The sequence below is a fragment of the Sphingopyxis sp. genome (assembly GCF_051861155.1).
In the GTDB taxonomy this organism is placed as follows: Bacteria; Pseudomonadota; Alphaproteobacteria; order Sphingomonadales; family Sphingomonadaceae; genus Sphingopyxis.
Genome location: NZ_JBHYDE010000003.1, coordinates 56,571 through 72,885, shown reverse-complemented (window position 1 = coordinate 72,885; position 16,315 = coordinate 56,571). Strand labels below are relative to the sequence as shown.

Genomic DNA, 16,315 nt, shown 5'->3' with positions numbered 1-16,315 from the left:
CGCGATTGAGCGCGGTCATGCCAGCACCTCCTTCAGAGCGGCGGCGAAGGCGGCAATATCCGCCTCGGTGACGGTTTCGGTGACGGCAACGACTAGGCCGTTCGCGAGCGCCGCATTGTCGGGATAGAGGCGACCGAGCGAGATACCGCCCAACACCCCCTTCTCGGCCAGCTTGTGGACAACCGGGCGTGCCTCGGTCGGCAGCAGCAGGGTGAATTCGTTGAAATAGCTGGTGTTCAGCACCGACACGCCGGGGATTTTCGCCAGTTCGGCCGCGGCCGTCTTGGCGCGGCTATGGTTGATCGCCGCGAGCTGGCGCAGTCCGGCTTCGCCGAGCAAGGTCATATGAATGCTGAAAGCCAGCGCACAAAGCCCTGAATTGGTACAGATATTGCTCGTCGCTTTTTCGCGGCGAATATGCTGTTCGCGCGTCGAGAGCGTCAGCACGAAGCCGCGCTTGCCGTTCGCGTCGACCGTCTCGCCGCAGAGGCGACCCGGCATCTGGCGGACATATTTGGTCTTGCAGGCGAACAGGCCGACATATGGCCCGCCGAACTGGAGCCCGACGCCGAGCGATTGTCCCTCGCCCACCACGATGTCGGCGCCCATTTCGCCGGGCGCCTTGATCAGCCCGAGCGCGACCGGTTCGGTGACCACCGCGATCAGCAGCGCGCCCGCCGCCTGACACGCCACGGCGAGCGCGGTCATGTCGTCGATGCGGCCGAGGATGTCGGGATATTGGACGACAACGCAGCTCGTTTCCTTGTCGATGCTGTCCGCGAGCGCCGCCCAGTCGGTGCCAGCTTCGAGGCTGGGATCGCCGTCGACCAGCACATCGCCGGTATATTTCGCCATCGTGCGCGCGACGCTGCGGTAATGCGGGTGGAGTCCGGTCGACAGCAGCGCCTTGCCGCGCTTGGTGATCCGCCGTGCCATCACGATCGCCTCCCAGCACGCGGTCGAGCCGTCGTACATCGAGGCATTGGCGACATCGGTGCCGAGCAGCCGCGCAACCTGCGACTGGAATTCGAACAGCATCTGCAGCGTGCCCTGCGCGATTTCGGGCTGGTACGGGGTGTAAGCGGTCAGGAACTCGCCGCGCTGGATCAGATGATCGACGCTGGCGGGGACATGGTGACGATACGCCCCGGCGCCGAGGAAGAAGGGACCGTCGCCCGCGGCGCGGTTGCGGCGCGAGAGTGCCGCCATATGACGCTCGACCGCGAGCTCGCTGGCGTGCAGCGGCAGATCGGCGATCGGGCCATCGAGCCGCGCGTCGACGGGAACATCGGCGAACAGATCATCGATCGACGACGCGCCGATGGCCGCGAGCATCGCGCTCCGGTCATCGGCTGTAAGGGGCAGGTAACGCATGAACTACTCCGCAGAAGAAGCTGGTTTTTCGGAAAAAAGCTGGACGGTGTCGGCAAGGGTGCCCGAAAAGATCGCCGGGCCGGCGTGGGTCGTGCGGACCCACGGCGCCAGCCAGATGCGAAAGCCCGCGTCGCGAACGCGGCGACAAAAGGCATAGTCATCCGACAGCAAAGCCTGGCTTTCAGGCTCGATATAGGGGCAGAAAAAGGCGGGCGCGGTCTCTCCGACGCCATGTGCCTGACGTTCGGCTGGATCGGGCCGGAACACCAGATCGGGCAGCGCCGCCGCCATGCCCTCGAGCACTTCGCGGCGGATCAGCATCATCGCGGTGCCGAGCCGCGACAGCTCGACCAGATCGTTCATCTGGAAATTCTGGTCGGGGTGCAGGAAATGCAGTGCGAAGTCGCCGGCGTAGCGTGCGAGATCGGCTGGGTTATTCTTCGCCAGCCCCAGTTCGACCGCGCGCGCGACATTCGCCCAATTGGTCATCCGCCGCGGATAGGCACCGCCCAGTACCCCGCACTCGGGGCGCGCCGTCATCGCCTCGATCAACGAAAAGACATCGTCGGCCGAAAAGTCGATGTCGGCGTCGACGAACAGCATGTGGGTGCAGTCGCTGGCGAGGAACATGGCAGCCAGCATGTTGCGCGCGCGCGTGATCGACGGCTGATAGAGGATGAATTCGAAGCGCACCGAAACGCCCATCGCCTGCGCGCGCAGCGCCAAAGCGAGCGCGGCGCGGACATAGGTACCCTGCGCCCCTTCATAGATGGGCGTCGCCACCATCAGGCGGCAATTGGCAAGGGCGGCGGTGGTCGCGATGGCTTTTTCCCTAAAAGCCCCTCCCCTGAAGGGGAGGGGTGAAATCGCTAGAGCGCGTCGCAGAAGGCTTTGTACGCGGCGGCGTCCATCAGGCCGTCGAGCTGGCTCTTGTCGCTCAGCGCCAGTCGGAAGAACCAGCCTTCGCCCTCGGGGTCCGAATTGACGAGCGCAGGGTCTTCCTCCAGCTGGCTGTTGCCTTCGGTGACGACCCCATCGACGGGGGCATAGACGTCGCTTGCCGCCTTCACCGATTCGACCACCGCAGCGTCGCCGCCCTGGCTCAGCTCCGCGCCGGTGTCGGGCACTTCGACGAAGACGATGTCGCCAAGCTGGCCCTGCGCAAAATCGGTGATGCCGACCGTCGCGACGTCGCCGTCGACATCGATCCACTCATGCTCTTCGGTATAATAACGCGGCATCGATCAAGCTCCTGTTTTACGAACATAATTATGCGGAACAAAGGGCATGGCGGCGACGGTGCAGGCCACCCGTTTGCCGCGGACTTCGGCGGCGATCGCGGTGCCCGGCTCGGCATGGTCGCGCGGCACATATCCCATCGCGATCGGCGCGCCGACGCTGGGGGCAAAGCCGCCCGAGGTCACGACGCCGATTTCGGTGTTGCCGTCGAACAGCTTGGCGCCTTCGCGCACCGGCATTTTTCCATCGACCAGCAGCCCGACGCGCTTGCGCGGAGCGCCGGTTTCCAAATGGCCGAGGATGCGCGCCGCGCCGGGAAAGCCGCCTTCCTCGCGGCGGCGCTTGCTGATCGCGAACGCCAGATCGCCTTCCACCGGGTCGATCGCCGGATCGAGATCATGGCCGTAGAGCGGCAGTCCCGCCTCGAGCCGCAGCGAATCGCGCGCGCCGAGCCCGATCGGCTTGACCTCGTCCATCGCGCACAGCGCATCGGCAAAATCCGTGAGCGCCGCGTTCGGCAGCGAAATCTCGAACCCGTCCTCGCCGGTATAGCCCGAGCGGCTGATCCCGATCGCGTGGTCGTTCCACGTCGCCGGGATCGCCTGCATGAACACCAGGCCCGCAGCCTCGGGCACCAGCCGCGCCAGCGCGGTGACAGCTTTCGGCCCCTGCAATGCAAGCAGGCCATAGTCCTCGTTGTGATTGAGCGTGATGTCGTCGGGCAGATTTTCGCGCAGATGCCCGATGTCTTCCCACTTCACCGCGCCGTTGACGACGATGCCGAACTGGTCGCCCTCGTTGGTGATCATCAAATCGTCGAGGATGCCGCCATCGTCACTCAGCAGCAGCGAATAGCGCATCCGGCCGGGCTTCAGCGCCGAAATATCGCCGGGGACCAGCGTTTCGAGCGCTTCGGCGACCTTGTCGCCCGAAATCAGCAGCTGCCCCATATGGCTGACATCGAACAGGCCGGCATGTTCGCGCACCCACAGATGCTCGGCCATGATGCCTTCATATTGAATCGGCATCCAGTAACCGGCGAATTCGACCATCCGGCCGCCCTTCGCGCGGTGCCAGGCATCGAGCGGCAGCACCTCGGTCGCTGCCGCGATCGCGCCTTCGTCACCCGTCTGTTCGATTTCGGTCATGTCAGTCTCCCGCGGTTGCACGGCGGATGCGCAGCAGGGTGCCGCGCCTTTCGCCATGCCCCCTCTGTCACGGGAACCTGAGAGTTTTCCTCCGCTAAATCACGGAGTTACCCCTTCGGTGGTTCCAGCCGACAGCCGGAACGCTTTCCAGAGTGTCCGTTCCAGCCTGCGCGGTCCTGCTGACCTGAGAGTTTCCGGGGCGGTTGCTCCTTCGGTGGTGAGGCGCCGGTTGCCCTGCCCTCACGCTCTCCCGCGCGGCCGGTCGAATCTCTTTAGGGGAGGCCCGACAGACGCTGCGAGCCTTGGCGCTGCCCCCGGGCGGAGTCAATCGGCGAGCGCGCGGATGGCGTCGTTTTCGTGGATATGCACGCCCGAACCGCCCTGCCCCGCCAGCCGCGCGATCGCGGCGGCAACCTTGGCGCCCGGAATCGAACGATAGCGGCGGAAAGACCCGTGCAGCAACGCATCGGCCAGCGGCGCCGCGATCGTCGCGAGCCTCTCACCCAGTCGCGGCGGCCCGGGCCGGTCGCCGAGCAACAGCCCGGGACGGATCAGGTCGAGCCGGTCGAACCCCAACGCGCGCAATCCGTCCTCGGTTTCGCCCTTGGTCCGCAAATAGAAATTGCCCGCTTTCGTCGCCGCCCCGACCGAGCTGACGACGATCATATGCGGCGTGCCGCCCCGCCGGGCGCCGCGCGCCGCGTCGAGGATCAGGTCATGGTCGACGGCGCGGAACGCCGCCTGCGACCCCGCCTGACGGATCGTGGTGCCAAGGCAGCTGATCAGCACCGCGGGCTGCTGGGCAGCGATCAGATCGGGCCAGCTTTCGGGCGGCGCGACGCACTCGGCATGGTGCGGCGCCAGTCCTTCGACTGGGCGGCGGGTGACCACGGTGATGCCTCGATCCCCAAACGCCTCGATCACCGCACGCCCGATCAGCCCGGTCGCGCCGACGATCAGCGCCTCAGACATGCGCCAGCGCCTCGGGCACCGCGGCGCGTCCAAAAATGTCGGCATAACGGTCGATGGCGAAACGGTCGGTCATTCCGGCAATATAGTCGCCGATATGGCGGATTGTCGCGGTCATTTCGCCGGGCAGCCGCGACGACCAATCCTCGCCCATCAGGCGCGGGTCGTCGGCATAGGCGGCGAACAGGCGCCCGACGACCTCATTCGCCGCGGCAGCGGCGGCGACCTGTTCGGGATGATGATAAAGATTGGCATACATGAAGCGCTTAAGTTCGCGCTCCTGCGCGGCAAGCTCGGCCGAAAAGCCGCCGAGCGGACGGCCCGCGGCGCGCACCTCAGCGGCGCTGGCAACGCCCGCCGCTGCGACATTGGCGGTGGTCGCGGCAATGACGTCGTTGACCATCACCCCAATCTGGTCACGCACCAGCTCGCGCAGCAACCGGTCGCGCGGCGCGCCGGGGAAGCGTTCCTCGACGGCGTGGAAATTCGCGGCGACAAACGACTGCGCCATCAGCTGATCGAGGTCGAGCAAGCCCGCGCGCAGCCCGTCGTCGATATCGTGGTTGTCGTAGGCGATGTCGTCGGCGACCGCGGCGATCTGGGCCTCGAGGCTGGCATGGCTGCCAAGGTCGAGACAAAAATCAGCGTCGATCGCCGCAAGCGCCCAACCGGGATTGGCGATCGGTCCATTATGCTTGGCCAGTCCCTCGAGCGTTTCCCAGGTCAGGTTGAGCCCGTCGAAGCGCGGATAAGGGCATTCGAGCTGCGCCAGCGTGCGCAACGTATGGCCGTTGTGGTCGAAGCCGCCATGGTCTGCCATCGCCGCCTTCAGCGCATCCTCGCCGGCGTGTCCGAAGGGCGGATGGCCGATGTCGTGCGCTAGACACAGCGCCTCGGTCAGATCCTCATTCAATCCCAGCGCACGCGCAATCCCCCGCCCGATCTGCGCAACCTCGATACTGTGGGTCAGGCGGACGCGATAATGATCGCCGTCGGGGGCGACAAACACCTGCGTCTTGTGGCGCAGGCGGCGAAAGGCGATCGAATGGATGATGCGGTCGCGGTCGCGCTGGAAATCGTCGCGCGGGCCGCGGACGACGCGACCCAGCTCGGCATAGCGGCGCCCGCGACTGTGCGCGGGGTCGCTGGCGCACGCGGCGACCCTCACTTGATCGGATCGACGGTCTGGCCCGCCTCGCTGTTGAACAGGAAACCGTCGCCGCCGGCCTTCTTATAGTCCGCCAGCCAGTCCTGCGCCGCCTTGCGGTCCTTGAACGGCCCGACCAGCAGGCGGCGGGTCTTGCCCCATTCCGCCGTGGCGCCGGACTTGCCCTTGAAAACGGCAGGGCTCTTCTTGGCGAATTTGCCGAAGTCGGTCGCGAGCGCGCGCGCGTTGGCGCCGGTCGCAACCTGCACCCAGATACGCGCCGGATTGGCCTTTTTCTCTGCGGCTTCGGCCTTCGCCTTGGTATCGGCCTCGGCCTTGGCTTTCGCAGCGACGGCGTCCTTTTCGCGCTTCGTATCTTCCGCGGCGTCGGCGCGGCGCTTGTCCTCGAGCAATTTGGCGAGGGTGTCGGCGCCGATCGCATTGTCGGACTGGGTCAGTTCCTCGGGCGGTATCTCGATCGAGCCGACGATGTCGGCCAGCGATGCGAGTGGCGCGGACGCCGCGGGTAACGGCGCGGCTGCGGCGGGCACCGTCGGCGTCGCGGCCACCGGTGGCCCGCCTGCCGTCCCGCGGCCCATGTCGGCAATCGAGAAGCCCGGGCCGACCGGCCCGGCCGACTGGACCGGGTTCGCCCCGATGGGCGCCGCCGAAGACGCGGGCGCGGGCTGTGCGGGAATCGTTTTGGCCTCAGCCTCGACAAACACCGGGGCGGGTCCGGAGGCGGCGGGGAAAGGATTCTCAGGCGTCGGGCCGACCCTGACGATGGTCGGCGCCGGGCTGCCCGCCGCAGGAAAGGGATTTTCGGGCGTTGGGCGTGACGCTTCGACCGGCGACGGCCGCGGCGGCGCCGCAACCGTTGTCGGCGGCGTCACCGCGGCGCGCGGCTGGGCATAGGCCGGGCCGAGCGGCCGCGTGCTGGGCGTCGGGGTCGGCGCTGCCGCAACCGATGCGGCGGGCGGGCGCCGGGTGCTCGGCGCCGGGCGGTTGCCCGATGCGGCGGGCGGCGGAGGCGGCGTCGCGGCTGCCACCTGCACCGGCTTGCGCTTTGCCGCGAGCTGGCCGTTGGGAAAGCGCCCGAAATGCGCTGCCGCGGCCTGCTGCGCCGGATTCAGCCGGTCCATCTGGGTCAGATACGGCAGGATATTCTGCGCCATCGCCGGCGGCATCGTCGCATTGACGATCTCGCTCGCTTCGCCGTCGCGGCCGTTCATCGCCAGGATCATAGCACGCAGCCGCCAGGCGCCGCGATCCTGCGCGCGTAATTGCGGCGTCAGCATCTGGATCGCGCGGTCGGCCTCGCCGCTGATCCCCAGCGACAGTGCGTAGCGGCGCGTCAGCTCGTCATTGGGGGCGATCGCCAGCGCGAGCTGGTAATCGCGCTGCGCCGCATCCTGCTGTCCCAGCAGGTCGCGCGCCAGACCGCGATCGGACAGGAACAGGCGTTCGGGCGCGCCAAGCAGCTGCGCTTCGCCGAAATAGTCGAGCGCGCGGGTGGGGTTTTCCATATGGACCATCGCCGACCCCAGCGCCGCCTTGACCGCGCCGTCACGCGGGCTCGCCTGTTCGGCGCGGACCAGAAAGCCCAGCGCGGCGCGATAATCGTCGAGCTCGATCGACGCGCGCCCGGCATCGAGCAGCGCGCGCGGGTCGGCATTGTTCGCAGCGATACGGGCGAGCGCCGACGACAGCAGGGTGCGCGCCGCGGTGCGCTTTTCCATCGCGGCCTTGGTTGCTGCGTCGGGCGGCGTCACCTGCGCGACCGCAGGCGCAGCCAGCAGCCCCAACAGCAGCGCGCCGAACGCGCCGACGCGGGGCCGGACGCGCGCCGGCTTCGCCGTCATTTTCGCTTGCCGCATGGGCAAATCATCCCGATTTCCGGCCCGCCGTGCCCGGTGGGCGGCCGTTCGCTAGCCCCGTTACTGGTTGTTCTGACGCCCCAGGAAGCGCGGGATGTCGACCCCGTCTTCCTTGTCGCCACCCTCGCCCTCGGGCGGGGTCGCGCCGCGCGACAGGCGCGACATGCGTTCGAACAGGGTGCCGCCGCCGACCGAGCGCGCCGACGACTCTTCGCCTGCGCCCGCATCGCCGCCCGATGCCGGGGCCGTGCGATAATCGGTCGCGGGGACTTCGGGGGCGTCGAGGACCAGTTCTTCCGCCGTGTCGTCATAGCTGGCGGCGACCTGCGACAATTCCATCGGCTCTTCTTCGGCCGCCGGAGCTTCGACTTCGACCGTATCGCTCAGCGAAAAACCTGGCGCCGGGTCATTGGTTTCGTCGATCAGCACTTCGGCGACGGGTTCTTCGTGGGCGGCCGGTTCGAATGCCTCTTCGGCCACCGGCACGGGGGTTGCCGCGCGCGCCGGAGCAAAGGAGAAGCTGCGCGTCGCAGGCGAGGCCTGCGCCGCCATCTCGCCATTATTGTCGATCCCGGTGGCAACCACCGAGACCCGGATCTTGCCGTCCAGATTGTCGTTGAACGCGCTGCCCCAGATGATGTTCGCGTCGGGATCGACCAACTCGCGGATATGGTTCGCGGCCTCGTCGACTTCCATCAGGCGCATGTCCTCGCCGCCGGTAATCGAGATGATGACGCCCTTGGCGCCCGCCATCGACACGCCGTCGAGCAGCGGGTTGGCGATCGCCTTTTGCGCGGCTTCGAGCGCGCGGCCATCGCCTTCGGCTTCGCCGGTGCCCATCATCGCCTTGCCCATTTCGCGCATCACGCTGCGCACGTCGGCAAAGTCGAGGTTGATGAGGCCGGGCATCACCATCAGGTCGGTGATGCCGCGCACGCCCTGCTGCAACACTTCATCCGCCATCGTGAAGGCTTCTTTGAAGGTCGTGTTCGGATTGGCGACCAGGAACAGATTCTGGTTCGGAATGACGATCAGCGTGTCGACATGATCCTGCAGTTCGGCAATGCCCGAGTCCGCCGAACGCATGCGGCGCTGGCCTTCGAAGGTGAAGGGTTTGGTCACGACGCCGACGGTCAGGATGCCGCGGTCGCGCGCCGCCTTGGCGATCACCGGCGCCGCCCCCGTGCCGGTGCCGCCGCCCATGCCCGCCGCGACGAAGCACATATGCGCACCGTTCAGCGCCTCTTCGACCTGCGCGATGCTTTCCTCGGCCGCCGCGCGGCCAACTTCGGGCCGCGAACCCGCGCCCAGCCCCTGGGTGATCTGTGTCCCCAGCTGGATGCGCCGCTCGGCGGGCGACGCGTTCAGCGCCTGCGCGTCGGTGTTGGCAACGATGAAGTCGACCCCCTCGACCCGCGCTGCAATCATGTTCGCGATGGCATTGCCGCCGGCACCGCCGACGCCGATCACCGCGATGCGCGGCTTCAGTTCATCGACCTGCGGCGGGCCAATATTGATGCTCATCAAATAGTCTCCCTGCAGCGGCGGACAGGTGCCGCTTCCCCAACCTTGCGACCCAAACGAGCGGGTGTCCCGCCGCCCGGTTTCCTGATCCCGCATTGCACTATTGTGACGTGGGAATCACCCAAAAAATTAACCTTTTTTCGCGTTTCACCGCTAAAAACTGCTTTTTAACGCCGCCATCAACCGGTGGAGGATCGAAGTGCCCGCCGGGCGATAGACATCCTGCGACATCATCGGCAAATCGCGCAGATCGACCGGATCCGACGCCGCGTAGAGAACCAGACCCGCCAGCGTAGCGAAAGCGGGACCGCTGTGCGCATCGGGTAGTCCGTGCAGCCCGCGCGGTCGCCCGACGCGGGCGGCGCGGCCAAGCGCGCTCTGGGTATAGTCGGCGATGCCTTTCAGGTCGGCGCCGCCGCCGACGAGCACCACCTGGCGCCCGATCGGGCCAACGAAATGCAGGTCTTTCAACGTCCTGCCGATCTCTCCCATCATCGCGTCGAGGCGCTGGCGGATCACCGACACCAGTTGTGCGCGGGTAATGCGCGGGGCATCGCCCGTCGCCGGCGCGCCGGGTTCGAGTTCGATAATCTCGTTATTGTCGCGTGGGGACGCCGACGCCGAGCCGTAAAAGCTTTGCAGGCGCTGCGCCTGGCTGCGGCGGATACCAAAGGCCGATGCGATGTCGTCGGTGATGTCGCTGGCACCGAAGGGCAGCGACGCCATTTCGACGAGCATGCCGCCGGCGTAGAGCGACACGGTGGTAACCGCGGCGCCAAGTTCGACAAGCGCGACACCCAGGTCGCGTTCCTCGTCCGACAGGCACGCCAGCCCCGCCGCGATCGGCGAGGCGACCACCGCGTTGACGTCGAGATGCGCCTGCCGCACCGCCGCCTCCAGGTTCCGCACCGGGGCGCCGTCGGCCATGATGATGTGGATGTCGACCCCCAGCCGGTCGGCGTGGAGGCCGATCGGATTCTTGACCCCGGTCAGCCCGTCGAGCGTGTAGAGCGCGGGCTGCGCGTGCAGGATCATCCGGCCTTCGGGATCGATGCCCGCGCGTCCTGCGGCGAGCAGGTCGTCGACATCTTCCTTCTCGATCCGGTGCCCGCCAAGCTCGCTTTCGATCGGCGCGACGTCGCTGATCAGCCCGCCCGCCGAAAAGGCGACCCAGACGTCATCGATATTGAGCCCCGCGATCCGTTCGGCCTGTTCGATCGCCTCGCGCACAATATGTTCGGTCTGCTCCATGTCGGCGACATAGCCCCGCTGGACGCCGCGGCTTTCGCGCTGGCCGGTGCCGAGCACATGCAGCTGGCCATCGGCGGTCTGCCCCGCGATCAGCGCACAGACCTTCCACGACCCGACATCGAGCGCGGTGATGATCTTTTCGATGCGCGGCGGCGCCATGGCTTATCCCTTCTCGGCCGACGCGTCGGCGACGGCATCGACCGCAGCGCGAGCCTCGTCGAGCTTCGCGGGTGCCACCTGCCCTTCGTGCGGCAGGCGCAGCACGAAGCGCGCGGGGTCGCGCATGTCGAAGCGCAGGATGCCACGGCCGAGCAGGCGGTTGGCGCCGTCCATATGCGCGAATTTGGCGAGCGCAGCCTTCGCTTCGACCTCACCCTCGGGCAGCGACAGCGTCTCACCGCTACGGAAACGCAGATCCCAGCGGCGGTTGCCGACCCAGGTCGCCCCGGCGAGCAATTCCTTGAGGCTGCTCGCCTCGGCCAGCAGGCGGTCGAGATCCTGCGACCGCTGGTTTGCCTTCGGCCCGATGACCAGCGGCAGGTCGGGCATCGTCGCGACCGTCACCGGTTCGAGCACCACCCCCTTGTCGTCGATCAGCGACAGGCGGTTATTATGCTGCCAAATCGCCGCCGGGGTGCGCTCGACGATGTCGACGACCAAAGTATCGGGCAGCCGCCGCGACACGCGCGCATCTTTGATCCAGCCATAGCGCATCAGGTCGCCGCGCACCCCGTCAAGGTCGACCGCCGCCATCGAACGGTCTTTTTGCGCGAGCGCGATGTCGTAAACTTTCAGCCGGTCGATGCGGTCGGCGCCGACGACCTCGACCTTCTTGACCTGGAACCCGGCGCGGCCGACCGCCTGCGCCCATTCTTCATGGACCTTGGCGGTCACCCCGGTCGCGTGGGCGCCGATCGCTGCGACGGCAAACAGGCTGAGGCCGATCGTCCAGTTCGCCAGCCGCTGCAATCGCTGCGGGCTGATCGGCAGCGCGTTGATGATCGCGTTCAGCCGCGACGTCTGCACCTTGCGCCGTTTCTTTGGCGCGCGCGCCGGGCGCCGTGGCGGCGAGCTGCCGCGCTTGATCTGTGTCTTGCTCATAACGCTTCCCCCACGATGCGTTCGACCAGTTCGGCATAATCCATGCCCACCGCCCGCCCCTGTTCGGGCACGAGGCTGAGCGGTGTCATCCCCGGCTGGGTGTTGACCTCGAGCAGGAAGATGCCCGCGAGCCCATGTTCGTCGTCCCAGCGGAAATCGGAACGCGAAGCGCCCTTGCAGCCGAGCAGGCGGTGCGCTTGCAGCGCCAGATCCATCATCCGCTGCGCGACATCGACGGGGACGTCGGCGGGGCAGACATGTTCGGTCAGCCCGTCGGTATATTTGGCGTCATAGTCGTAAAACCCCGATTTGACGCGCAATTCGGTGACGGCAAGCGCCCGATCGCCGAGCACCGCGACGGTCAGCTCGCGGCCCTTGATGAAGGGTTCGGCGAGCAGGCGATCGAATTCCTGCCATGGCCCCACGGCTTCGCGCGCGATGGGATTGCCGTAATTGCTGTCGTCCTTGACGATCGCGACCCCGACCGACGAGCCCTCGTTGACGGGTTTCAGCACATAGGGGCGCGGTAAGGGGTCGACTGTGAAGAGGCTCTCGCTGTCGACCATCGTCCCCGTCGGCATGGGGATACCATGCGGCACCAGCGCCTGCTTCGTCAATTCCTTGTCGATCGCGATCACCGAGGTGACGAGGCCGCTGTGGGTGTATTTGAGGCCCATCAAGTCGAGCATGCCCTGCACCGTGCCGTCCTCGCCCGGAACGCCGTGGAGCGCGTTGAACACGACGTCGGGCTTCGCCTCGGCGAGCCGCTGCGCGACGTCGCGGTCCATGTCGATGCGCGTGACCGTGTGCCCGCGGCTTTCGAGCGCGTCGGCGACGCCGTTGCCGCTCATCAGCGACACTTCGCGTTCCGCCGACCAGCCGCCCATCAGGACGGCGACATGCCAAGGACCGCGGCTCATAATTCAACTCCGCTATTCAAAACCGTTTGTCCTGAGCTTGTCGAAGGACTGTTCTTCCTTGTTGACGTTGAAAGAAAAGGACGGCCCTTCGACAAGCTCAGGGCGAACGGAGTGGGGTAGCTCGGCGTCACTTCGCCACTCCCACGCGTTGAATTTCCCATTGCAGTTCGACGCCGCTCTTCGCCTTTACGCGACGGCGGACCTCTTCACCCAGCGCTTCGATGTCGGCGCTGGAGGCGTCGCCAGTGTTGATCAGGAAATTGGTGTGCTTCTCGCTCACCTGCGCGCCACCGACCGCAAAGCCGCGGCACCCGGCCTGATCGACAAGCTGCCACGCCTTATGCCCGTCGGGGTTCTTGAAGGTCGAACCGCCGGTCTTCGAACGCAGCGGCTGCGAGGCTTCGCGGCTCGCCGAAATGCGGTCCATTTCGGCCTGGATGGCCGCGGGCTCGCCGGGCTGGCCACGGAAGGTCGCGCCAATCACGACCGCGCCGTCGGGCAAGTCGCTATGGCGATAGGTGTAGCCAAGGTCGGCGAGCGGCAGCGTGCAGCGTTCGCCCGAGCGCAGCACGACGTCGGCGTCGATCAAGATGTCCTTGACTTCGCCGCCATAGGCACCGCCGTTCATCCGCACGAAGCCGCCGACGGTGCCGGGGATCGAGCGCAGGAACTCCATGCCGGCGATCCCCGCGTCGCGCGCGGTCGAGGAAACGAGAATGCCCGAGGCGCCGCCGCCGCAGCGCAGCGTTATGGCGTCGATGGCTTCAACTTTGCCGAACGCCTTGCCGAGCCGGACGACAACGCCCGGAAAGCCGCCGTCGCGGACAATCAGATTCGAGCCGAGGCCGAGCGCCATAACCGGCGTGGCCGGATCAAGATCGCGCAGTAAATCGGCGAGATCGTCGGCGTCCTTCGGTTCGAACAGCCAGTCGGCGGGGCCGCCCGACTTGAACCAGACCAGCGGCGCGAGCGGGGCTTGCTGCGTGAGTTTGCCGCGCACGGTTGGAAGGGTGGCAAGGTCGCTCACAACCGCACCCCTTCCCCGTTTGTCCCGAGCGAAGTCGAGGGACGCCTGGCGCTGCGCTGGCGTGTCTCGACTTCGCTCGACACAAACGGAGGTGGGATGGGAACGGAGAAGTTTGTCACGCCGCACCCTCCACCGCGCTTGCCAGACCCGCCGCCATCTTGGTGATGTCGCCTGCGCCAAGGCAGATGATCTTGTCACCCGCGCCCAGCTCGCCCGCCGCGATGCTCGCCGCAAGGCTGGCGGCCAGCGCTCCCGCATCGGCGATGACGTTCGCCTGCCGATGGCCACGATCGCGAAGGCCCGCGACCAGCGCGTCCGACGACACGCCGTCGATCGGCGCCTCGCCAGCGGCATAGACGGGCAGCGCAAGCACAATGTCGGCGTCGTTAAACGCCTGCTGGAAATCATCCATATGATCGCGCAGCCGGGTGAAGCGATGCGGCTGAACCACCGCAACAACGCGCCCTGCCCCCGCACCCTCGCGCGCCGCCGACAGCACCGCGCGGATTTCGACCGGGTGGTGCGCGTAATCGTCGATGACGGTCACCACGCCGCCGCCCACAGCGATCTCGCCGACCTTGGTGAAACGCCGCTTGACCCCGGCAAAGCCGTTGAAGCCCGACACGATCTTGTCGTCCGACACGCCCATGTGCAGCGCGACCGCAATCGCGGCCAGCGAGTTCTGGACGTTGTGTCGACCCGACATCGGCAGGTGGATGCCCTCGATCGTCCGGCTGTTGCCGTCGCGGTCGCGGACGACGACGTCGAAGCGGTTGCCGTCGGGGCCGGGCACGACATTGGTCCCGCGCACATCGGCCTGTGCCGAAAAACCATAGGTCACGATCCGTCGGTCGCGGATGCGCGGGATGATCGCCTGCACCTCGGGATGGTCGAGGCAGAGCATCGCGGCGCCATAGAAAGGCACATTTTCGATAAACTCGACGAACGCATCCTTGATCGCGTCGAAGCTGCCATAATGGTCGAGATGTTCGGGATCGATGTTGGTGACGACCGCGATCGTCCCGTCGAGGCGCAGGAAGCTGCCGTCGCTCTCGTCGGCCTCGACCACCATCCAGTCGCTGGCGCCGAGCCGCGCGTTCGAACCGTAATTGTTGATGATGCCGCCGTTGATCACCGTCGGATCGATCCCGCCCGCATCGAGGAGCGCGGCGACCAAGCTGGTCGTCGTCGTCTTGCCGTGGGTGCCGGCGATCGCGACGGTGGATTTCAGCCGCATCAGCTCGGCGAGCATTTCGGCGCGACGGACCAGCGGGATGCGGTGCGCGAGCGCGGCCTCGACCTCGGGATTGCCGCGCTGGACCGCGGTCGAGGTGACAACCACCGACACGCCATCGACGTTCGCGGCGTCATGTCCGATTGCCACCTTGATCCCGCGTTTGCGCAGGCCTTCGATCACATAGCCGTCGGCAATGTCGCTGCCCTGCACCTGATAGCCAAGGTTGTGCATCACCTCGGCGATCCCCGACATGCCGATGCCGCCGATGCCGATGAAGTGGATGGTGCCGATGTCGGTCGCGACGCCGCGCATCATTCGCCTCCCATGCGGGCCGACGCCATGCCGCTGGCCGCGGCGCGCTGGCCGGACGGCGCCCCGACGCGGATGACGTCCATCATCGGCGGTGCGGCAAGCGATTCGACCAGGTCGGCGAGGTCGCGGGTCGCGTCGGGAAGGCCGCAGCTCGCGGCGCGCGCGGCGGCATTTTCCAACGCACCGGGTTCGAGCGCCATGCGCTGGATCTGCTTGGCGAGTTCGCTGGCGGTGAATTGCGGCTGCGGGATCGAACGCGCTCCGCCCGCCTGCACCATATCGACGACATTATAGGTCTGGTGATTGTCCATCGCGTGTGGATAGGGAACGAAGATCGCGGGCCGTCCGGCGCAGGCCAGTTCGGCCACCGTCGACGCCCCGGCGCGCGCGATTACCAGATGCGCCCAGCGCAACCGGTCGGGGAAATCGGCGATATAGGTCGCGCATTCAGCGGCGACCCCCATCTCGGCATATTTACCGCGGACCTCGTCAAGGTCGGCTTCGCGGCATTGCTGCACCACCTGCAACCGGTCGAGCAGCGCCCGCGGCAGCATCGCGATCGCCGCCGGAACGACGTCGCTCAGCACCGTCGCGCCTAGGCTGCCGCCAACGACGAGCAGACGAAAAATGCTGTCCTCACTCAGCGGCGGGAAGCCTTCTTCACGGATCGCGACAATCTCGTCGCGCACCGGATTGCCGGTTATGTGCTTTTTCAGCTCATGCCCAGCCGGGTAGCGCTGGATATTGTGATAAGCGACCGCGACGGCGTCGACGCGCGGCGCCATCATGCGGTTAACCCGGCCGAGCACGGCATTTTGTTCGTGGAGCACGCGCGGCCGCTTTGTCGCGCCCGCGGCGAGCAGGCTGGGCAGCGACGGATAGCCGCCGAAGCCGACGACGACCGCGGGGTCGAAGTCGCCGATCAGGTCGATCGCCATGCGCCGCCCCTTGCGGATCGCGAGCGCGGCCTTGAGCCAGCCGACGGGTCCACCCGACACGCGGCCGGCGGGCAGCACATACGTTTCGAGTTCGGCGGGGGCGCCCGGAATGCGCAGGCCGCGGTCGTCGCTGACCAGCGCGACGCGATGCCCGCGCGTTATCAGCTCACCCGCCAAGGCATAAGCGGGCAGCATATGGCCCCCGGTTCCTCCGGCGGCGAGCAGATAGTGGCGCGTGGCACTCATGTTTC

At 67.0% G+C, this 16,315-nt stretch carries 14 protein-coding genes and 2 riboswitches; all 14 genes read right to left on the bottom strand.

What is annotated here, in order from left to right:
* Positions 1 to 15: 15 nt before the first annotated feature.
* Positions 16 to 1,374: an aminomethyl-transferring glycine dehydrogenase subunit GcvPA gene (gene gcvPA / locus ACTIFP_RS06340; protein ID WP_439567879.1), complete on the bottom strand. Its 1,359-nt coding sequence runs from the start codon at positions 1,372 to 1,374 to the stop codon at positions 16 to 18.
* A gap of 3 nt (positions 1,375 to 1,377) precedes the next feature.
* Positions 1,378 to 2,160 carry a glycosyltransferase family 2 protein gene (locus tag ACTIFP_RS06335; RefSeq protein WP_439567878.1) on the bottom strand — a complete coding sequence of 261 codons (783 nt, stop codon included), beginning with the start codon at positions 2,158 to 2,160 and terminating at the stop codon, positions 1,378 to 1,380.
* An 83-nt stretch (positions 2,161 to 2,243) separates the two neighbouring features.
* Entirely contained in the window at positions 2,244 to 2,615 is a 372-nt protein-coding gene (gcvH, locus tag ACTIFP_RS06330) for a glycine cleavage system protein GcvH (protein WP_439567877.1), read from the bottom strand.
* 3 nt (positions 2,616 to 2,618) lie between these two features.
* Positions 2,619 to 3,761, bottom strand: a complete 1,143-nt coding sequence (gene gcvT, locus ACTIFP_RS06325) for a glycine cleavage system aminomethyltransferase GcvT (RefSeq protein WP_439567876.1) — start codon at positions 3,759 to 3,761, stop codon at positions 2,619 to 2,621.
* Positions 3,762 to 3,815: 54 nt separating this feature from the next.
* Positions 3,816 to 3,922, bottom strand: a riboswitch (glycine riboswitch).
* A riboswitch (glycine riboswitch) is annotated at positions 3,923 to 4,024 on the bottom strand.
* Between the two features lie 61 nt (positions 4,025 to 4,085).
* On the bottom strand, positions 4,086 to 4,733 hold the full coding sequence (locus tag ACTIFP_RS06320; RefSeq protein WP_439567875.1) for an NAD-dependent epimerase/dehydratase family protein: 648 nt from the start codon (positions 4,731 to 4,733) through the stop codon (positions 4,086 to 4,088).
* Entirely contained in the window at positions 4,726 to 5,898 is a 1,173-nt protein-coding gene (locus tag ACTIFP_RS06315; protein WP_439567874.1) for a deoxyguanosinetriphosphate triphosphohydrolase, read from the bottom strand. The genes ACTIFP_RS06320 and ACTIFP_RS06315 overlap by 8 nt, the downstream gene beginning before the upstream one ends.
* Positions 5,895 to 7,739: an SPOR domain-containing protein gene (locus tag ACTIFP_RS06310; RefSeq protein WP_439567873.1), complete on the bottom strand. Its 1,845-nt coding sequence runs from the start codon at positions 7,737 to 7,739 to the stop codon at positions 5,895 to 5,897. The genes ACTIFP_RS06315 and ACTIFP_RS06310 overlap by 4 nt, the downstream gene beginning before the upstream one ends.
* Before the next feature lie 75 nt (positions 7,740 to 7,814).
* Positions 7,815 to 9,278 (bottom strand): cell division protein FtsZ, encoded by a 1,464-nt coding sequence (ftsZ, locus tag ACTIFP_RS06305; RefSeq protein ID WP_439567872.1) that lies wholly within the window; start codon positions 9,276 to 9,278, stop codon positions 7,815 to 7,817.
* A 153-nt stretch (positions 9,279 to 9,431) separates the two neighbouring features.
* Positions 9,432 to 10,688 (bottom strand): cell division protein FtsA, encoded by a 1,257-nt coding sequence (gene ftsA, locus ACTIFP_RS06300; protein ID WP_439567871.1) that lies wholly within the window; start codon positions 10,686 to 10,688, stop codon positions 9,432 to 9,434.
* A 3-nt stretch (positions 10,689 to 10,691) separates the two neighbouring features.
* Positions 10,692 to 11,630, bottom strand: coding sequence for a cell division protein FtsQ/DivIB (locus ACTIFP_RS06295; protein WP_439567870.1), 939 nt, complete (start codon positions 11,628 to 11,630; stop codon positions 10,692 to 10,694).
* Positions 11,627 to 12,550: a D-alanine--D-alanine ligase gene (locus ACTIFP_RS06290; protein ID WP_439567869.1), complete on the bottom strand. Its 924-nt coding sequence runs from the start codon at positions 12,548 to 12,550 to the stop codon at positions 11,627 to 11,629. Before ACTIFP_RS06290 ends, ACTIFP_RS06295 begins: the two co-directional genes overlap by 4 nt.
* 127 nt (positions 12,551 to 12,677) lie before the next feature.
* Positions 12,678 to 13,577: a UDP-N-acetylmuramate dehydrogenase gene (gene murB, locus ACTIFP_RS06285; protein ID WP_439567868.1), complete on the bottom strand. Its 900-nt coding sequence runs from the start codon at positions 13,575 to 13,577 to the stop codon at positions 12,678 to 12,680.
* 115 nt (positions 13,578 to 13,692) lie between these two features.
* The gene (gene murC / locus ACTIFP_RS06280) at positions 13,693 to 15,126 is read right to left on the bottom strand and encodes a UDP-N-acetylmuramate--L-alanine ligase (RefSeq protein WP_439567867.1); all 1,434 of its coding nucleotides are present in this window, start codon (positions 15,124 to 15,126) and stop codon (positions 13,693 to 13,695) included.
* Positions 15,126 to 16,310: an undecaprenyldiphospho-muramoylpentapeptide beta-N-acetylglucosaminyltransferase gene (murG, locus tag ACTIFP_RS06275; protein ID WP_439567866.1), complete on the bottom strand. Its 1,185-nt coding sequence runs from the start codon at positions 16,308 to 16,310 to the stop codon at positions 15,126 to 15,128. The genes murC and murG overlap by 1 nt, the downstream gene beginning before the upstream one ends.
* Between the last annotated feature and the right edge of the window lie 5 nt (positions 16,311 to 16,315).